The following is a 17,430-nucleotide window of genomic DNA, read 5'->3' on the forward strand; positions in this document are numbered from 1 at the left end:
ATTTCTCTTGTGCGCAATGACTTTGTAGGGAGCACCAAAATACTTACAACAAGGTAGGTGCAATAAAGCCTTCAGTGGCTTTGATGTCGGTCATCCATCGTTGAATATTTGGATGGTTATCTAAAGAAAGGCCGGCTTCTTCGAAGTAAACCAATGTAGAAATAACAGCAATATCAGCCAGGGTGATGAAATCAGCCGCCAAGAATTTTGACCTAGCGAGATTTGTATCAATTTGAGTAAAAAGATCATAAGCAAGAGATGAACATGCTGGGTATTCAGCCTCATCAATCATTTTGAATGCCTTGATTATTCGGCCTTTTTCTACAGAGTCGAATAGCTCATTTGCAACCATAGATAAGTAAACGTCGATTTTTGCTGCTACATCGAATTGTTCTTCAGGGTACCAAGTGCTGCCTCCACTAGTGCGAGCTAGGTAACGAAGAATTGCCATTGAATCAGAAACAACCAGTTTTTCACCCTTATAGGTGTTAACTAGAGCCGGAATCTTTCCCATTGGGTTGATTGCTAGGTAATGCTCAGACTTTTGCTCACCTGCCATTAAATCAATATTGACGGTATTGAATTCACAACCGAGCATTGAAGCGGCTAAGCGAGCACGGTAAGAAGGAAGTGAGTATGGGAAGCTATATATATCCATTGTTAAACCTTATTATTAAACTTTTACACAGGTCGGTGTAAGTGAATGTTATAAGTACCCAACTAAACGCACAAGGTGTTTTTACACCGATCTGTGTAATCTTAGATTTACGTGTTATGATTGCTTAAAAGAAAACATTACGAAGATGAGTATGAATACAACTAAACGCGATCATTTGATTGATAGCTTTATTGCATTGGTATCTGAACAAGGGATGAGTGCTTCGGGCGTGGACTCGATAGCAAAATACGCCAATGTTTCCAAAAAGACGATTTACAATCAATTTGGCAGTAAAGAAGCCTTAGCAGTGGAAGCTCTGACTAGATTTAGCAATAGGGTGCAAGCTAACTGGGAGCGAGATAGAGTTGATATAGCAGACTCAAAAGAGCTGTTTTTGCGCTTTTTCACTGAGCTTGAAGAGATCATTAACGCTGGTTTATTTCATGGATGTATCTTCGTAAACATGTGTCGTGAGTACCCAGAGCTCGAACATGACATCCACATTGCCGCAAAGAAGCATAAACAGGCGGTTCAACACGAACTCTTGTCTAGGCTGAAAATGATAGGTTGCCAGGATCCTGAACGGTTATTTCATATCGAGCTTATTTACGAAGGACTTATGTCTAAATTGTTGGTTTATCAAGATGTTAAAATGGTTCAGTCAGCCAAATGTATGGTATTGGAGATCATCAAGTAATTTTGATTACAGGTCTTTAGTCTTTCATATTTACGTGCAGTCTACTTAGCTTGAATAGAAAGTGGGTTAGGGTAGTAACTCCTCGATGTGTTGCCGACTTAAAAAGAGAGCCAAAATAGCTAAAGAAAAACGCTGTGAAGCGATACAATACTGCGGTTGCGAGATCTCAGCATGGGATGCTCAATCACAGAAAACTTCAAAGTAGCCCCATATGTCTAAAGATTTTGATTTCACCACCGAATATACGCTCGACAAGACCTTTTTTGCTGAGTGTTACGATCAAACGAGCCGTCCACCTAATGTGTTTAAAGACTATTTGAAAGCACTGTTTTTTCTTGTTTTTGGTGTGGTTTTATTAGAATTTGAACTGCTACCGAGTGGTTATGTGGGTTGGTTCTTCGTTGTTTTGAGTTTTATTGAAGCGCTTAGTGTTTATTTTAAGAGAGCTTGGTGGTTATGGCGCCAAACACTCGGTACAAGCTCTGGTAGCAAAGTGACACTTCAAGTTAACTCAAAGGGTATGAGCTACAAAAGTGGTAAAAATACTCGTGACATTGCCTGGGGTGAAATAGATCAGCTTGAACAAAGCGATTTAGGACTAGTCCTTCATTTAGGCAAACAGCGCCAATATGTCAGTAAATCATGCTTAAATAATGAAGCGATCGCGTACATTGTTGAGAAGCAAGAAATGTCAAAAAGCAACTAGCGCTAATGGGTACAAACCCGTTTAAAAGGGGTTTGGGCTATGACCATGTATAGCTTTACCTGTGGTGGGGTGAGTGAAGTAGATATCGCTGGCATGCAGCATTAAGCGTTGAGCAAATTCACCTGCTTCAAGACTGATTTCTTGCTCACAATTACTTTTTAGCTCTGCACTATTGTAAAGGTCACAACCCAAAATAGGGTGGCCGAATTCAAGGCTATGGATACGTAGCTGGTGGGTACGACCTGTAACGGGAGTGTATTGCACTAGGGTTCTCAAAGGATTAGCCAAGCGATCTACGACTTGATAGCCACTCAGCGCGCTTTTGCCCGTATCGTGGCAAATCTTTACGCGAGGGAATAATGCTTTATCTTTAGCGATAGGGGCTGATATTTGGCCACTATCAGCTTCAACCCAGCCAGCTAACATAGCGAGGTATCGCTTTTGTACTGTACGTGCTTGAAACTGCTTATTTAGACTCTTCGATGCTGCGCTGTTAAGCCCTACTACCATAACTCCAGAAGTCCCCAAATCTAGCCGATGTGGCAGTTTGGCATCAGCAAAAGCAGGCGTGGCTTCTGCCACCTCGGTTGCATCTTGACCGTTAACTAGACGATAGTGTACGGAATCCCAATTCAGAGGGTTTTTGCCTGATAAACTCAACAATCCGCTTGGCTTATTAATCAATAAAATATCATCATCTTGATACAGTATCTCTAGCCTCGCCAGACACTTTGGCGCTACAAAGTTATCTATTATGTCACTGGTTGTAGCAGAGTCTGATTGAGACATTTAAAGCCCTGATGCGGTAGTAATCGGATGGTATAAGCCGAGGTAGTCTCAGCTTGCCTCTACTTTGTCGGTAAACCGAACCCATTGCAATACAATCTGTCCTCCTAAACTTCTTAGTCTCGATAATTTTGAAATAGTAGCCTTTCTTTGCGATTAGATTGATTTTCAATGTCTGCTCTTTAGTTTTGCTTAGCGAGTCAATTATTCAATCACTTTGATATAAATAGGCATGTTTTAGAGAGTATATCGCCTAGGTTTAAAGCATTTTGATATATAAAGTATGGGCATATTATCGCTAGAGGTATCCCCGCGTGAATAAGTCAGTCTTATCAATAGGAGTCAGCATGGTTTTTGCCGCGACATCATCTGCAAGCCCAATTAACCAAGAGCTATATAAACTGGAAGATACGGTTAAGGATATGGAAGGGAACGTGTATCGCACTGTTAAGATCGGAGATCAGCTTTGGTTAGCCGAAAGCCTTAGAAGCACTAAATTTCAAGATGGCTCTGATGTGCGAACAGGGGTAATTCCAAAGGACGATCAAGCAAACTTATTGAAATACGGTCGATTGTACAACTGGCATGATGTTGCTGATGACCGAAATTTGTGCCCTGTGGGATGGCGTGTAGCGACTGATGCCGATTGGAAGCAGCTAGAACGAAATATCGGCATGTCTGAAGAAGAAGTGAATCAAGAAGGCTGGCGCGGCGGCGAGCAGAGCCTAGGCCTGCAGCTAAAAGAAGCCCAAGCTGGGGGGCTATTCACAAAAATCGACCCTGCTGTAGTGAACAAGCATAACTTCTTTGCAAGACCTGCTGGCGTGAAATGGAACGGTTGGTATATCACCGAAGGTGCTTATAGCGAGTTCTGGACAGCAAACAGCGAATCAGAGAAAAAAGCGATTATCCGAACATTAGCTTACTCTTGGTGGAATGTGCACAAAGGGGAAATCCGAAGAGCTACTAGTACAAAGGATTACATGTTTTCGGTTCGGTGTGTGAAGATCTAGCGCTGTGTAGCTGCTATTGAAATATCATTTTATAGCTAAGATTTTTCCCCGCACCACAGGTGATTCTCGAAGATTGACAAAAGGTTACTCAATAAATAATTACATTAAATCCCGCTTATATGCTTTAATGTCGCCCTTCCAATAGGTGGTGTTATTTATGGATGTCATCTATAGTTTTCAACCAAGCTAGCTTGTGTTGGCAATGAGCTCGGGGGAGAGTGTTTTTACCCCAAGCAATGCAAAGATTTTTAGAGAATTACATATGTCTGATAGTAAAAAGTTCACGGTTCGCACTACTGAAAAACGTAATGGCTGGTGTGCCGAGATTGTTCGCCAAGTAACATCTCGTAGAACAACCGTGTCTAAGCGAGAAATGGGCTTCGAAACTGAAGAACTAGCGCAAGCGTGGGGCGAGAACGAGCTAAAAGGTTTCATTGAAAACCAAGTAGAGCGTAACAAACGTAAAGCGGCTGATCGTCGTTCAGAAGATTAAGCTCCGCTGTAGAACGCACCAACTGTCGAGTCAGCGAAACCTTCGCTGACTTTTCTTTTGCTCACGACATTGAATATTGCCTTTCACGAGCACCCAAAAACCTTTTCTACTTCGCATCTCCAACAAGTCCTACAGTTTCTAAATTAAGCCTTTTTGTGCGCTAAATGCTCGGAACTCTACGCAAAATAAAGCATACTGCCTGCATCATACCCAGATTACCTAATTGTTAGAGTAAGCATGAATTCAATCGATCTCAGCAAACCTTTCACCCTTACCAACGGCCAAGTTATCAAGAATCGCTTGTTTAAATCAGCGATGAGTGAGCAGCTTGGAGACAAGCAGCATAACCCGATATCCGGCATCGCCACCCTATATCAACGTTGGGCTCAAGGAGGGATTGGCTTATCTGTTACGGGTAATGTAATGGTGGATCGAAGTGCCCTTGGTGAACCAAATAATGTTGTTCTCGATGAGAAAAGTGACTTGTCGCAATTTGTTGAGTGGGCAAATGCTGGAAAGCAAAATGGCTCGCAGATATGGATGCAACTGAATCATCCAGGTAAACAAATTCCTAAGTTTCTTTGTGATAAGCCAGTTGCACCTTCTGCAATTTCACTGGGTCATGGCTTGGAGAAAGGCTTCAATACGCCACGCGCATTAACTGAAACAGAAATCCACGAAATTATTAATAAGTTTGCCACTAGTGCCAAGCTTGCAAAGCATGGGGGATTCACTGGGGTACAGATCCATGGTGCTCATGGCTATCTTGTCAGCCAGTTTCTATCATCACGCCACAATCAACGAGATGACAAATGGGGTGGTTCATTGGAAAACCGACTTCGATTTGTATTGGAAGTGTACCGAGCGATTCGTAAAGAGGTGGGTGATGATTTTCCTGTAGGGATTAAGCTCAATAGTGCTGATTTTATGAAAGGCGGCTTTACCGAAGAAGAGTCGATGCAGGTTGTGCAAGCTATGAGTACAAACGGCATTGATCTCATCGAGATCTCCGGCGGTACTTATGAAAGCCCCTCTATGATGGGATCTAAGAGTAAAAGTGAGCCAGTGAAAGCCAGCACAATAAAGCGTGAAGCTTATTTCATGGATTATATGGTTAAGGCCAGAGAGTTGGTAAGCACACCGCTGGTGGTGACGGGTGGCTTTAGAACAGCTCCAGCGATGAACGAAGCATTAAATACATCAGCGACGGATTTTATTGGTATTGCACGAACTATGGCTGTGGATCCCGATTTCCCTAACAAGCTAATTGAAGACCCTAATTATGGAATGCCTTTGACCGTCCCAACCACGGGCAAACCGGCGCTCGATAAAATGGCGATGGTTGGATTGGTATGGTATGAGCACCAAATGTGGCGTATTGCTGATGGTAAAAACACCGACCCTAAATTAAGTGCACTTGGTGTTGTAGTTAAAACCATCTTAAGTGCAGGGTGGCATACATTCAAAAAACGTAGAGCATAACCCCAGAATTTAGATAAGTAAGTGCGATGCCTTAAATGACAGAGCCTGTGTTAGGCTCTGTCGATCAAAGATAGATGAACCGCTCAGGTACACTGTTTAGACAATATACTTCCATCCTTTGTAATAGTAACTAATCTGTCCCTCTCCAAGTGCTCTAATCTTTCTTGGTTAGGGTCATTGTGATATGCGAGAAATAATAGCCATGAATAGCATGATATGCTCTTCAGTTATTATTGATATCATGAATAGGAATTTGTTATTCGCCCCAGTACACCATAAACTCATTCGTACTTGCTGAGACAATGATTGCAATTCATTGAGAAGCATAACTTTTGAATCAACTGCTAATATTGAAAATATCTACAGTGGTTGCATTTTACTTAGAAAGAATTGAGGTATTGAATAGATGAAAAAGTTTCTACTAGCACCAATTGCGGTAAGTATCTTAGGCATGTCAAATATTGCATCTGCGGAAGTAAATATTAGTCGAGACAATTATATTCAAGCTGAAACCTCTAAGTATTTTGCGGTAACTGAAGCAAAAGCGACAGATGGCGTGAATAGCTGGAGACACTTCCGTACTCCGCCATTGACTGAAGACCAGCCAATCGTGCGTATGAACCGTGACACTATCTACTCTACAGCGGTCATTGATACGGAAAAAGGCGCGACACTGACACTACCTGACTTTGGTGATCGCTTTGTAATGGTGCAGTTTACTGATGAAAACCACCAAACCTTTGACATGGTTTACACTAAGGGCGATGAAACGCTAGAAGTGCCAGATTCGACAAAGTTCATGTTCGTGGTTGTTCGCGCTTATCTTCCAAACATTAGTGATAAGCAAGAGATCGCAGAGCTAAATAAGCTACAAGACAAGCTAGTTATCAAAGCGGGCTCAAAAGATGACTACCCAATTTTCGGTGGCTACGACTTGCCAACTCTTGCAGCCAAACTTGAGCCAGTGAAGAAAGATATTTTGACAGAGATCGCTGTTGAAGGCGTAGCTGACTCAGAGAAGATGTTTGGTACGGGTGAATACACTACCGCAGAAAAACGCATCCAAGGTGCAGCTTACGGATGGGGCGGGGCGACGTTCAAAGATAATATCTATCAATACTCGCCTAACTTTGAATCTACTCAGTGTCACTCAGTGACATTTGAAGATCCTAAAAACAGAGGCTTCTGGTCATTTACTGTGTATAACGAAGACGGCTTCATGTTCAATGATGATGCGAGCGCTAACAGTGGTGTAGCACAACCAAATGCAGATGGTACTTACACAGTGTACTTTGGATGTGATGAAGAAAAATACGGTGCGAACAATATTCCTTTGGACGGCTTGAAGGAAGGCCAAAAATGGAACGTGCTAGTGCGTCACTATGCACCAACGACCGAGTTCCTGTATAAGGGCATTGACCCGAGTAAAGGTATCGCTCCGGTAAAATAGCCACAACTATCTAAATTTGCTGATGAGAAGGCCTGATTATTCAGGCCTTTTTTGATGCTAGCATTTACTGTCCTCACTTTACTGTCTAGCGACATGATATAGGAACCTGGCCAAGCGGTTCGTCATACTAGCCTATCGATTAAGTCATCAACTCAAAGAAATAAAATATTACAATTAACTCAAATTTGAGGGGTTTTATTATTGTTTTAACTATGCATCACCTCACTGAACATTCACTTCTATGAAAGCGATCTAGGCTTATCTACCAATGGGTTTACCTAGATAAATCAAATTAAAACAATAATTTACTGTGGTTTCCTTGTTGTTCTCTACGGTTGGCACAGAATACAGTTAACGCGATGTCCTGTCTTTTTCAAGCATATTTCGATTTGTGTTTAATTGTATTATTAAATTATTTGAAGGTGTCCACAAATTGGTAAACAAAGTTGGTTTGAGTCGGCATTACTAGGCCAAAGAGACTTTCTAGATATGATGCAAGTTGCTAACCTGCTGCTCAACCGAAACACCCTTTTAAAGAGACACTTATGAAAAAGTCACCACTTCTATTAATTGCCGGTTCATTACTGTTAGCTGGTTGTTCTTCTAATCAAGGAAGCACAGAGCTAGTTACTCAACCAACATTTATCATGGTAGACCAAGGCGTTGCTATCGCTTCAATGCAAGAGGTTTTAGAGCTACGAGAAAGCATTATTAATGCTCAAGATGGCGATACCATCAGCATTAAGCCGGGTCGTTATGCAGACCTAGGTAGTGTTACTCTGACTGCAAATAACGTAACTATCAAAGCTGAAAAACCTGGCTCTGTAATCTTTAATGGTTCGACTCAGTTTGTGATCAAGGGTAATGACAACCTGATTGAAAGCTTGGTATTCACCGATGGTGGCGCGACATTAAGCAAAGAAAGTCATGATGCTAACATCATGGGTGTTTTTGGGATCTTCGGCAAAAACAACACTCTAAACAACTCTGTGATTTACAAATTCAATGACTACGAATACGTTGCAGATGAAAAAGGCAAGTACCCTAACATCCGTTGGGTAACTGTTGGTGGCGAGAACAATAAAATCACCAACAATACGTTTGAAGGTAAGTACAAGCGTGGCGCTATGCTTGTAGTTGCGACTTCTGACAAGCTAGAGAAAACATTGATTGAAGGTAATATCTTCAAAGACTTAACTGCTTTGGATATCGAGTTGATCGAAAATTCTGACCCTAAAATGGTGAGAACAAACCGTAACGACCGACAAGCAATCCGAGTTGGCGATAGCCACAACTCACTATTTGACTCTCAAAGTGTTGTAAGAAATAACTACTTCGACAACATCAGTGGCTACGTTGGTAAAAACGGCTCTGGTGAAATTGAACTGATTTCAGTTAAGGCAAGTGGCATCACATTTGATGGAAATACTATCAAGAATAGTACTTCAATGATTTCTTTAAGACACGGCCACAACAACGTTGTCACCAACAACGTTATCTTGCCGGGTGACACGGCGAACTCTGGCGGCATCAGAATCTACGATGAGAACCATCTAATTGAGAATAACTACATTGAGGGTACTCTAGGTAAAGGCACCTACCGAGGCGCACTTGTTCTAAACACAGGTATTATCGATGTTGCTAATGGCGAAGTGCTAACTAAGGACTCTACTGAAGGTAAGACACTACAAAAGCAGTGGACGCCTAAAGACGTGATTGTTAAGAACAATACCCTAGTCAATAACACGCAAGGCATCTTTGCGAGCAACGCAATTCACCGAGTGAGCTTAACTGATGATGCTCGTGTAGAAACTATCTTCCCAGCAGTTGATACGGTATTTGAAAACAACCTATCGATTGCAGCAAATGAAGGTACAAACGCATTCAGACAGTTTGACGGTGAAAAATTCCAAATGGTTGGATCTGAATATGTTAACAACATCTTCTACGGTCAAATCCAAGGACTTGAGCCAATGCCAGAAGGGATCTCAACTGAAAAGCCAGCAATGGAAAGAGATGAGCAAGGCCTAATCAAAGCGGTGGGTACTGTGGGTGCATCTAACCTAACAGTATTAACTGAAGACATGGTTGGTTCTAGCATCGTATTCAAATAATAGCGTTATATAGCTATTAATTTTAAGACGGGTTATTCACTTTAAAGTGAATAACCCGTCTTCATTTTTCACTGTATAAATCTAGATATAGCAATAAAATGTCTCGGCTTTAACTACACTGATAGCAATCAAGTTGAGGCAAAAATCTACAAAGACTTTTGCTGAGTGAAGATACAAAAAAGGGTAATGGCGCATTGAGTATGCCATTACCCTTTTTATTGTTTATTTAAGGAAGTCTTACTTTAGGTAAGGCTGATGAAAATACCGGCGATTGTCGCTCCCATTAGGTTTGACATGATACCCGCTAGCAGAGCTTTGGCGCCTAGAGAAGCAATTTGCTCGCGACGTTCTGGGATCATGCCCCCAATACCGCCGATTGCGATCGCTACCGTACCAATATTGGCAAAGCCACACAGTGCAAACGATATGATTACCTGAGTTTTCTCAGTCATTGGCAGGCCCGTGGCTGCAACAATAGCATCACCAGACAGGTATGGAGCTAGATTGATGTACGCGAAGAACTCGTTTACCACAATCTTTTGTCCAATGAATGAGCCAGCAAGCATAGCTTCGTCCCATGAAACACCCATAAGCCATGCAATTGGCGCAAAGATGTAACCAAGGATAAGCTCAAGGCTAAGGTTTTCGAAACCAAACCAACCGCCAACACCACCTAGCATGCCATTTAACATGGCAACCAAGCTGACAAAAGTGAGTAGCATTGCGCCAACAGCGAATGCGAGGTAAAGGCCACTTAGTGTACCTTGGGTCGCAGCATCGATGATATTTGAGGCTTTGGTTTCTTCGCTTTCTTTTAAATCTTCATCGCTGAATGTTTCTGTCTCTGGGATAAGAAGCTTAGCGAAAAGTAATCCACCCGGCGCAGCCATAAATGAAGCGGCTAGAAGGTATTCCATCTTAACCCCAAGCTGTGCATAGCTCACTAGCATAGTGCCGGCAATTGAAGCCAAGCCACCACACATTACAGCGAACAGCTCAGAGCGAGTCATTTTTGGCATATAAGGCTTGATAAGAAGAGGAGCTTCAGTCACGCCAAGGAAGATGTTAGCACTTGCCGACATTGATTCTGCTTTACTGGTTCTAAGCAGTTTCTGCAAGAAGCCACCCACCCACTTAACCACAAACTGCATAATGCCCAAGTGGTAAAGAATGGACGAAAGCGCCGCGAAGAAAACGATGACCGGTAGAATCTTGAATGCGACGACAAAACCACCGCCACCGAATAGCTCATACATCTTGTCACTAACAAGACCACCGAACAGGAAGCTGATCCCTTCATTGCTATAACCAATAACGGCTGAAAAGCCATTGGCTAGAGATAGGATGATTGCCTGACCAAACGATGAATAAAGAACAATTCCACCCAGAATAAATTGGATTAGAAATGCGTAACCAACAGTACGGAAATTAATGGCTTTGCGATTTTCTGATACTAAGTAAGCAATAAATAGCAGCGCAAAAATGCCGATAAAACTAATAAAAATGTGCATCTTGTGTTCCGAAAGAATCTTTAAAGGAGAATGTATATTCGATTAAGAAAGTACGTTTTTGATAAGTGCCTCAATGACGACTAGGGTATAGTTCTGGCAATCAATAGCGGTGCGAGGCTCAAAATCTTGCTCGTGTTGGTCGGTATTTGATAGAACTCGAACACCCAAGAAAGGGACTTTATAAGCGTGTGCAACTAGGGCAACAGCGGATGTTTCCATCTCTTCTACTGAGGTACCAAATGTCTCGTGGTACCAGTTGATTCTATCCAACTCACGGTTCCACTCATCAGCGGTACCAATAACACCCTTAACCACCTTACCTTGTGAGTAATGCCCAGCTTGCTCTAGTGCGAGTGTTACAAGTTCAGGGGTCGCAAAAAACTGCTCGTGTTCAACGACTTTGTCATCCTCTCTTAGGTGCATTGGATAACCAAGGCGTTTCCACGTTTGAGGATGCATTCCTTTTCCTTTATCAGTGAACTGTGACTTAAGCGCCGCCATATTGAAGCTACGTTCACCAACAACAATATCGCCACGATAAAGTTCTGGATCGTGCCCTCCGGCTGTACCTTGGTTAATAATGCAGGCTGGTTTGAAGTGCTCGATTGCTAGTGTTGTTGCGGCAGCAGCATTCGCAAGTCCAATCTCAGTACGAGAGACAACAACAGGGTAGTTAAAATATTCACCTTGCCAAAACGTCCATGAAGCGATGGTGGTTTTAATCGGGTTATCTAAAGAGGCAATGAGAGCCTCTGTTTCAACATCCATGGCTCCTTGCACAAGAATAGGCTGGCCCTTTGAATGTGTTAACACTTGATTATTTTGCATAGGTAAAACTGTTCAATGAAAAAGAGCGCGGAGTCTACCAGTTGCAATCGTTTGCTTCAATGCGCTTATATTGCTGCATAAGAGCTTAAACCTACCCATGTTTAATTGAAGCTAGTTGTGATCATCGAAAAACATGCAGAGTATTCATAGACATAAATGCCCAGAATATTTAAGGGTATAGACAGGAACCCAAACACCAGTGATCTCGAGTAAAGGTAACTAGATGTAACTCGGGATATTTCAGCCTATCTTGATAGTTATTTGGGCTTTAGTGAAGGCTATCAATACTCAGATAGTTCTCCGACCTATTCAGCAAGTGTGAAAAGTTAGATAAAAGCAATCTAGAATAAATTTTTCCAAATCGCTTTGACTATTATTGGCTTATTCCAAACGTCATAGGCTATTTTCAAAGAAAATTCACGTAACGAGCGTTCCTGTTGACGACCAAGAGAAAGCTCTCGATTTGTATACCAACATTTTAGGCTTTATCAAGAAAATAGAAGCACCGCTTGGCGAATATAAATGGCTAACTTTGATGGATTAATTTTCTAGAGAGAGCGAGCAGAAGGTAAAACATGGAATGGCTAGCCTCATACTAGACGGTTTTCTTCGCCGCCTAAGCCCACTTCATAGTGTTTTTCATTTTGAATTTTGTTCTGCTTTGATAATAACGATCTGTTTTTATGTGATTCTAGTCACAATTCTGTGGTGGCCGAACAATCTATTTAATTCACATGATATTCATGAAACGAAAGTGTTTCATGACTTAATTTTCACTAAATGGCGGTTAACTTGGTGAAATTGGTAGGTATTTTTCATTAAAACTGAAATTTACATTAATAAAAGTGTAATGCGCCTTCATTACTCTCTCCCACATCGAATCAGGTAAGGACACAAAGATGAACATCAAGGATGTAGCTGCGCTTTCCGGGGTTTCGCCCTCTACTGTGTCTAGGTATTTGAACCAACCAGTTTCAGTTGCGAAAGGCACTGCCGAGAAAATCGAACGCGTTATTGCGCTCACGGGTTACAACGCTGCGAAACAGGATAAAAAGGTGGAGATGAGTAAAAATCCTACCATTGGGGTCGTGATATCAAGCCTTCTCAATCCTGTATTTTCCGAAGTTGTAGCGGGTATTCAACGAAGAGCTCAACATTTTGGGTATTCAACAATCGTCATTGACACGCAATATAACTCTGAACAAGAAATGCAAGCTGTTGCTGACTTGATCAGGTTACGCGTTGAGGGTGTTGTTATGACTGTTGCCAATTCTGCAAACAATAGGGCTTTGGCTGTGCTGAAGGATTTCAACTTTCCTTATTGCTTAGTCCACAATCAGTCCACTCAAGCGCCTTGCGTTTACGTTGATAACTACCAAGCAGGGCGTGACGTCGCATTAAAGCTAATTGAGTTAGGGCATCAAAAAGTTGGCATGATAACAGGTTCATTTCAGTCGTCGGATCGAGCGAAAAAGCGTTATCAAGGGTTTAGGGATGGATTGGTAGAGCAAGGCATTCAATTAAGTGACTTACTTGAGGTTGACCAAAATAAACTCGATTCATTTGGTAAGCAAGAAACCCAAGTAATGACAGCAGATGATGCTCCAACTGCATGGTTTTGTAGTAACGATTTACTTGCATTAAAAGCAATAAACGCAGCTCGAGAGCTTGAGCTCAACGTCCCAAGCGATGTCTCTATTATAGGGTTTGATGGAATGAGCTTAGCCCAATTAATCACCCCAGGTCTTGCCACGGTTTCAGTTCCCCACTTAAGAATGGGGCAAGTCGCCGTAGACATATTATTTAATGCCAAAGCAGGCTCAAAATTAGCTACCAGCCTAGCGATGGAATACGAACTTCAAATGAACGGCTCACTCGGTGCAGCCCCAAAATCACGCTTTAATGAACAGGCACTTATCGGAGAATAAAAATGGCTGTTAAAACACGTTCAAAATTAACTAAAGCAGCAGGAATGCTGGTTGGTCTAGCTTTTGCCTCGTTCCAGATTCAAGCATCAGATGCGATCTGCTACAACTGCCCTCCAGAATGGGCTAATTGGGGTGGGCAACTTCAGTTGATCAATAAAGAACTGGGTATTCGAGTGCCGATGGATAACAAAAACTCTGGTCAATCCCTTTCTCAGCTAGTGGCTGAGAAAAACAACCCAGTTGCGGATGTGGTGTATTACGGTGTCTCATTTGGCATTAACGCGAAAAACCAAGAAGTTGTTGAGCCATTCAAACCTGCCAACTGGAATAAAATTCCTGAAGGAATGAAAGATCCTGAAGGTAACTGGTTTGCTATTCACTCTGGTACGATTGGTTTCTTTGTTAACGTTGATGCGCTTGATGGTGCAGACGTACCACAAAGCTGGAACGATCTGCTAAAACCAGAATACCGAGGCATGGTAGGGTACCTTGATCCGACTAGTGCATTTGTGGGTTATGCCAGTGCGGTCGCTGTTAACCAAGCTATGGGGGGCGATATTAATGACTTTACGCCAGCCATTGAATACTTTAAGAAGTTAAAGGCCAACCGACCAATTGTGCCAAGACAGACATCGTACGCACGTGTTATTTCAGGAGAAATCCCAATTCTTCTTGATTATGACTTCAATGCTTACCGAGCTAAGTACAATGACTTTTCAAACGTCGAGTTTGTTATTCCTCAAGAAGGCACCATTGCCATACCTTACGTGATGAGTAAGGTGAAGAATTCACCAAACTCAGAAAATGGAGAGAAAATACTCGACTTCGTTCTTTCTGAACAAGGCCAACAACTTTGGGCCAACGCCTACTTACGTCCAGTGATTGAAGGTGTAATGGACGAAGAGACACAAAGCAAGTTCTTGCCTGATACGGAATATCAACGTGCTGGCGCAGTAGACTTTACTGCTATGTCTGCAAATCAAGCAACATTCGCTGATCGCTACCTACGTGAAGTGAACTAATCTCAATCGTCTAAATTCGGTGGTGGGAGTCTATCCCACCCATAATTCTTATGAAAAATAATAATCTTTCCATTTTGCTGGCCCTGCCTGCATTAATCATTAGTTGTGCCTTCTTTTTGTTGCCTGTTGTTCAGTTGATTCAGGTGTCATTGGTGGACGGTGGAGCGAAAAGTTACTTGTACATTTTGACTCGACCTGTGTACTTAAAAAGTTTGTTTTCAACAGTGACACTCGCAGCGTTAGTCACCGTGGTTAGCCTTGCTATTGCAACAGTCAGCGGTCTGTTTCTGACCCGTTATGAGTTCAAAGGAAAAGAGCTATTGGTAGCTATGCTGAGTTTTCCTCTTGCATTTCCGGGCGTTGTTATAGGTTTTTTTGTCATCATGCTTTCGGGTCGTCAGGGTCTATTTGCTCACGCTGGGCTGTTGTTAGCCGGGGAACGTTGGATGTTTGCATACTCTATCGCGGGTCTATTTCTTGGTTACCTCTACTTCTCTATTCCACGAGTTGTACTAACTGTGATGGGAGCGGCAGAAAAGCTTGATCATAACTTGCTCGAAGCGGGGCGCTCCTTAGGTGCTAATCGTTGGCAAATCTTTAAAGATGTAACCTTACCTGCACTTAAACCAGGGTTAATTTCATCTGGTTCCATCTGTTTTGCGACGTCGATGGGGGCTTTTGGTACTGCTTTTACACTTGCAACCAACATCAACGTATTGCCGATGACCATCTATACCGAGTTTACCCTGAATGCGAATTTCGCTATGGCAGCTGCATTGAGTTTGATCCTTGGCTTCGTTACTTGGGTGTGTTTGGCTCTGGCCAAAAGGCAAGGTAACTCTGCCGTTGCGATGGGAGGTTAATCATGAAGAAAGACAAATACTTTTTTGCACAACTGTTGTTCACACTGCTTGTTTGTGCATTCTTAATTGTGCCAGTGATCATGTCTGTGGTGGCTGGATTGACGAACAATTACTTTGTTGGGATGAAAAGTGGCTTTACTTTCCGCTGGGTAGAGCAAGTTTGGACTCTGTACTCCAATACCATTTGGCTCACGCTAAAAATCGCCGTGGCGACAACTATTATTAATGTTTTAGTAGGGGTTCCGTGTGCGTATGTTTTAGCAAAAAGCAAAAGTCGCTGGGCTTCGTTGTTAGATGAAATTCTAACGCTGCCTATCGCAATTCCAGGTATGGCGATCTCTTTAGGTTTGATTCTCGCTTACGGTGGTTATAGCGATTTCCGATCAAGTTGGATGTTTATTCTAGTAGGTCACGTCATCTTTACCTTGCCATTTATGATGAAGTCGGTGCTAGCGATCCTTCAGAGCATTAACTTTTCGGTGCTTGAAGAAGGGGCTGCAAGTCTTGGCGCCAGTTTCTGGCAACGATTCTTCCACGTTATCGTACCTAACTGCAAAGCGGGCATAGTCACAGGTATGTTAATGACACTGACTTTATCGATTGGGGAGTTTAACCTAACTTGGATGCTGCATACTCCATTAACGAAAACACTCCCAGTAGGGCTGGCGGACTCTTACGCATCAATGCGTTTGGAAATTAGCTCTGCTTACACACTTATTTTCCTTTGTCTTATTTTACCCCTGTTGGTGCTTGCGCAGCTGCTCAACAGAAAGCCAGTAACCAATAGCTAAGAACTCACATGATGTTAAAACAAGAAAATGGCGTAGAAATTACGCTCAACAATATTACCAAGACGTTTGATGACGGCACTTTAGCACTTAAGCCAACTGACCTTGTGATTGAAGAAGGTGAGATTTTAGTTTTGCTCGGTCCTTCCGGCTGCGGTAAAACCACGACTCTGCGCCTGATTGCGGGATTGGAGTTTGCTGATGAAAATGGTGGCCAGATATTATTTGGTGACAGAGATGTCACTGCGCAACCTATTGAGCAGCGTAAAGTCGGAATGGTGTTTCAGTCATATGCGCTATTTCCTAACATGAACGTAAGTGAAAACATCACCTATGGTCTTAAGGTTCGAGGTATTGATTCAGCGGTTCGCGAGAAAAAGTTGAAAGAAATGCTGATGATGTTTGATTTAGAGAAGTATGCAAGCCGAGGCGTGCACCAATTGTCTGGTGGCCAGCGTCAAAGGGTAGCACTAGCGCGTGCAATCATTACCGAACCAGATGTTCTCTTGCTTGATGAGCCACTATCCGCACTGGATGCGTTGCTGAAGCAACGCTTAAGAGGGGATATTCGAACTTTATTGAAAAACTTAGGCATTACCGCGGTTTATGTTACGCACGATCAAGAGGAAGCAATGGCGATGGGAGACCGTATTGCGGTTCTCGATCATGGTGAGATTGCTCAAATTGGCTCAGCGAAAGAGATCTATTTACAACCGAACAGCAGCTTTGTGGCAGATTTTATCGGGCAAATGAACCGATTTGAAGGCCAAGTTGATGATGATGTCTTGCGTCTCGATACAGGTAAAAGCCTACATTTACCCAGCACTATCGTTGATGGCAATACAACGCTTAACGTTATGCTAAGGCCGGAAGATATTAAGCTTACGGAAATCACCAGTGAAGAAAGTACATTAACTGGGACTGTGGCAAGCACTGTTTTCCTTGGTGATAGATCGCGAGTCATGCTCGCAGGTGTAGTTAACAATACACAAATCATGGTCGATTGCTTCGAGCGCGTCGATTATAAAGCGGGGCAAGTAGTGACGTTATCATTTGACCCTTCTCGCCTAATTCCACTAAAGAAATAAGTC

17 protein-coding genes are annotated in these 17,430 nt (G+C 42.5%); 13 read left to right on the forward strand and 4 right to left on the reverse strand.

The features are described 5' to 3' along the window. Positions 1 to 43: 43 nt before the first annotated feature. Positions 44 to 658, reverse strand: a complete 615-nt coding sequence (locus tag OCU46_RS17250; RefSeq protein WP_141271606.1) for a glutathione S-transferase family protein — start codon at positions 656 to 658, stop codon at positions 44 to 46. A gap of 151 nt (positions 659 to 809) precedes the next feature. Between OCU46_RS17250 and OCU46_RS17255 the strand changes: the two genes are divergently transcribed. Continuing rightward, the gene (locus tag OCU46_RS17255; RefSeq protein WP_167495393.1) at positions 810 to 1,355 is read left to right on the forward strand and encodes a TetR family transcriptional regulator; all 546 of its coding nucleotides are present in this window, start codon (positions 810 to 812) and stop codon (positions 1,353 to 1,355) included. A 211-nt stretch (positions 1,356 to 1,566) separates the two neighbouring features. Continuing rightward, complete coding sequence (locus OCU46_RS17260; protein WP_141271604.1) at positions 1,567 to 2,061, forward strand: YcxB family protein; 495 nt, start codon at positions 1,567 to 1,569, stop codon at positions 2,059 to 2,061. A 21-nt stretch (positions 2,062 to 2,082) separates the two neighbouring features. Here the strand turns inward: OCU46_RS17260 and OCU46_RS17265 are convergent, their stop codons facing one another. Further along, on the reverse strand, positions 2,083 to 2,850 hold the full coding sequence (locus tag OCU46_RS17265) for an RluA family pseudouridine synthase (protein WP_141271603.1): 768 nt from the start codon (positions 2,848 to 2,850) through the stop codon (positions 2,083 to 2,085). Positions 2,851 to 3,194: 344 nt separating this feature from the next. Here OCU46_RS17265 and OCU46_RS17270 point away from each other — a divergent pair, with 344 nt between their 5' ends. The 5 genes from OCU46_RS17270 (at position 3,195) to OCU46_RS17290 (ending at position 9,399) form a co-directional block, all read left to right on the forward strand. Then, positions 3,195 to 3,860 carry a fibrobacter succinogenes major paralogous domain-containing protein gene (locus OCU46_RS17270; RefSeq protein WP_141271602.1) on the forward strand — a complete coding sequence of 222 codons (666 nt, stop codon included), beginning with the start codon at positions 3,195 to 3,197 and terminating at the stop codon, positions 3,858 to 3,860. A gap of 262 nt (positions 3,861 to 4,122) precedes the next feature. Then, positions 4,123 to 4,353: a DUF3622 domain-containing protein gene (locus tag OCU46_RS17275; RefSeq protein ID WP_141271601.1), complete on the forward strand. Its 231-nt coding sequence runs from the start codon at positions 4,123 to 4,125 to the stop codon at positions 4,351 to 4,353. A 237-nt stretch (positions 4,354 to 4,590) separates the two neighbouring features. Beyond that, positions 4,591 to 5,835 (forward strand): NADH:flavin oxidoreductase/NADH oxidase family protein, encoded by a 1,245-nt coding sequence (locus OCU46_RS17280; protein WP_141271600.1) that lies wholly within the window; start codon positions 4,591 to 4,593, stop codon positions 5,833 to 5,835. Positions 5,836 to 6,241: 406 nt separating this feature from the next. Continuing rightward, complete coding sequence (locus OCU46_RS17285; RefSeq protein WP_141271599.1) at positions 6,242 to 7,285, forward strand: DUF1254 domain-containing protein; 1,044 nt, start codon at positions 6,242 to 6,244, stop codon at positions 7,283 to 7,285. A 545-nt stretch (positions 7,286 to 7,830) separates the two neighbouring features. Continuing rightward, a complete protein-coding gene (locus tag OCU46_RS17290; protein WP_141271598.1) occupies positions 7,831 to 9,399 on the forward strand; it encodes a polysaccharide lyase 6 family protein in 1,569 nt (522 codons plus the stop codon). 242 nt (positions 9,400 to 9,641) lie between these two features. Here OCU46_RS17290 and OCU46_RS17295 read toward each other — a convergent pair whose 3' ends face one another. Both OCU46_RS17295 and mtnN read right to left on the reverse strand, forming a co-directional pair. Next, positions 9,642 to 10,910 carry a NupC/NupG family nucleoside CNT transporter gene (locus OCU46_RS17295; RefSeq protein WP_141271597.1) on the reverse strand — a complete coding sequence of 423 codons (1,269 nt, stop codon included), beginning with the start codon at positions 10,908 to 10,910 and terminating at the stop codon, positions 9,642 to 9,644. A gap of 42 nt (positions 10,911 to 10,952) precedes the next feature. Next, on the reverse strand, positions 10,953 to 11,678 hold the full coding sequence (gene mtnN / locus OCU46_RS17300; protein ID WP_337972457.1) for a 5'-methylthioadenosine/S-adenosylhomocysteine nucleosidase: 726 nt from the start codon (positions 11,676 to 11,678) through the stop codon (positions 10,953 to 10,955). A 523-nt stretch (positions 11,679 to 12,201) separates the two neighbouring features. On the opposite strand from mtnN, the gene OCU46_RS20225 reads away from it, so the two are divergent. The 6 genes from OCU46_RS20225 to OCU46_RS17325 all read left to right on the forward strand — a co-directional run bounded on the left by OCU46_RS20225 (position 12,202) and on the right by OCU46_RS17325 (position 17,427). After that, positions 12,202 to 12,282: a hypothetical protein gene (locus tag OCU46_RS20225; protein WP_338155905.1), complete on the forward strand. Its 81-nt coding sequence runs from the start codon at positions 12,202 to 12,204 to the stop codon at positions 12,280 to 12,282. Positions 12,283 to 12,637: 355 nt separating this feature from the next. Next, positions 12,638 to 13,666 (forward strand): substrate-binding domain-containing protein, encoded by a 1,029-nt coding sequence (locus OCU46_RS17305; protein ID WP_141271595.1) that lies wholly within the window; start codon positions 12,638 to 12,640, stop codon positions 13,664 to 13,666. 2 nt (positions 13,667 to 13,668) lie between these two features. After that, on the forward strand, positions 13,669 to 14,688 hold the full coding sequence (locus OCU46_RS17310) for an ABC transporter substrate-binding protein (protein WP_141271594.1): 1,020 nt from the start codon (positions 13,669 to 13,671) through the stop codon (positions 14,686 to 14,688). 50 nt (positions 14,689 to 14,738) lie between these two features. Then, positions 14,739 to 15,551, forward strand: a complete 813-nt coding sequence (locus tag OCU46_RS17315) for an ABC transporter permease (protein ID WP_141271593.1) — start codon at positions 14,739 to 14,741, stop codon at positions 15,549 to 15,551. A 2-nt stretch (positions 15,552 to 15,553) separates the two neighbouring features. Next, positions 15,554 to 16,342 carry an ABC transporter permease gene (locus tag OCU46_RS17320; protein ID WP_141271592.1) on the forward strand — a complete coding sequence of 263 codons (789 nt, stop codon included), beginning with the start codon at positions 15,554 to 15,556 and terminating at the stop codon, positions 16,340 to 16,342. Positions 16,343 to 16,353: 11 nt separating this feature from the next. Beyond that, a complete protein-coding gene (locus tag OCU46_RS17325) occupies positions 16,354 to 17,427 on the forward strand; it encodes an ABC transporter ATP-binding protein (RefSeq protein ID WP_141271659.1) in 1,074 nt (357 codons plus the stop codon). Positions 17,428 to 17,430 lie beyond the last annotated feature (3 nt).

The organism is Vibrio comitans, from assembly GCA_024346835.1.
Lineage (GTDB): Bacteria > Pseudomonadota > Gammaproteobacteria > Enterobacterales > Vibrionaceae > Vibrio > Vibrio comitans.

Bases quoted from the DNA above. Each gene is read 5' to 3' on its own strand.
- OCU46_RS17280 (WP_141271600.1), top strand. From the start codon at position 4,591: ATGAATTCAATCGATCTCAGCAAACCTTTCACCCTTACCAACGGCCAA.
- OCU46_RS17275 (WP_141271601.1), top strand. From the start codon at position 4,123: ATGTCTGATAGTAAAAAGTTCACGGTTCGCACTACTGAAAAACGTAAT.
- OCU46_RS17270 (WP_141271602.1), top strand. From the start codon at position 3,195: ATGGTTTTTGCCGCGACATCATCTGCAAGCCCAATTAACCAAGAGCTA.
- OCU46_RS17295 (WP_141271597.1), bottom strand. From the start codon at position 10,910: ATGCACATTTTTATTAGTTTTATCGGCATTTTTGCGCTGCTATTTATT.
- OCU46_RS17315 (WP_141271593.1), top strand. From the start codon at position 14,739: ATGAAAAATAATAATCTTTCCATTTTGCTGGCCCTGCCTGCATTAATC.
- OCU46_RS17310 (WP_141271594.1), top strand. From the start codon at position 13,669: ATGGCTGTTAAAACACGTTCAAAATTAACTAAAGCAGCAGGAATGCTG.
- OCU46_RS17290 (WP_141271598.1), top strand. From the start codon at position 7,831: ATGAAAAAGTCACCACTTCTATTAATTGCCGGTTCATTACTGTTAGCT.
- OCU46_RS17305 (WP_141271595.1), top strand. From the start codon at position 12,638: ATGAACATCAAGGATGTAGCTGCGCTTTCCGGGGTTTCGCCCTCTACT.
- OCU46_RS17255 (WP_167495393.1), top strand. From the start codon at position 810: ATGAATACAACTAAACGCGATCATTTGATTGATAGCTTTATTGCATTG.
- OCU46_RS17285 (WP_141271599.1), top strand. From the start codon at position 6,242: ATGAAAAAGTTTCTACTAGCACCAATTGCGGTAAGTATCTTAGGCATG.
- OCU46_RS17265 (WP_141271603.1), bottom strand. From the start codon at position 2,850: ATGTCTCAATCAGACTCTGCTACAACCAGTGACATAATAGATAACTTT.
- mtnN (WP_337972457.1), bottom strand. From the start codon at position 11,678: ATGGATGTTGAAACAGAGGCTCTCATTGCCTCTTTAGATAACCCGATT.
- OCU46_RS17250 (WP_141271606.1), bottom strand. From the start codon at position 658: ATGGATATATATAGCTTCCCATACTCACTTCCTTCTTACCGTGCTCGC.
- OCU46_RS17325 (WP_141271659.1), top strand. From the start codon at position 16,354: ATGTTAAAACAAGAAAATGGCGTAGAAATTACGCTCAACAATATTACC.
- OCU46_RS17320 (WP_141271592.1), top strand. From the start codon at position 15,554: ATGAAGAAAGACAAATACTTTTTTGCACAACTGTTGTTCACACTGCTT.
- OCU46_RS17260 (WP_141271604.1), top strand. From the start codon at position 1,567: ATGTCTAAAGATTTTGATTTCACCACCGAATATACGCTCGACAAGACC.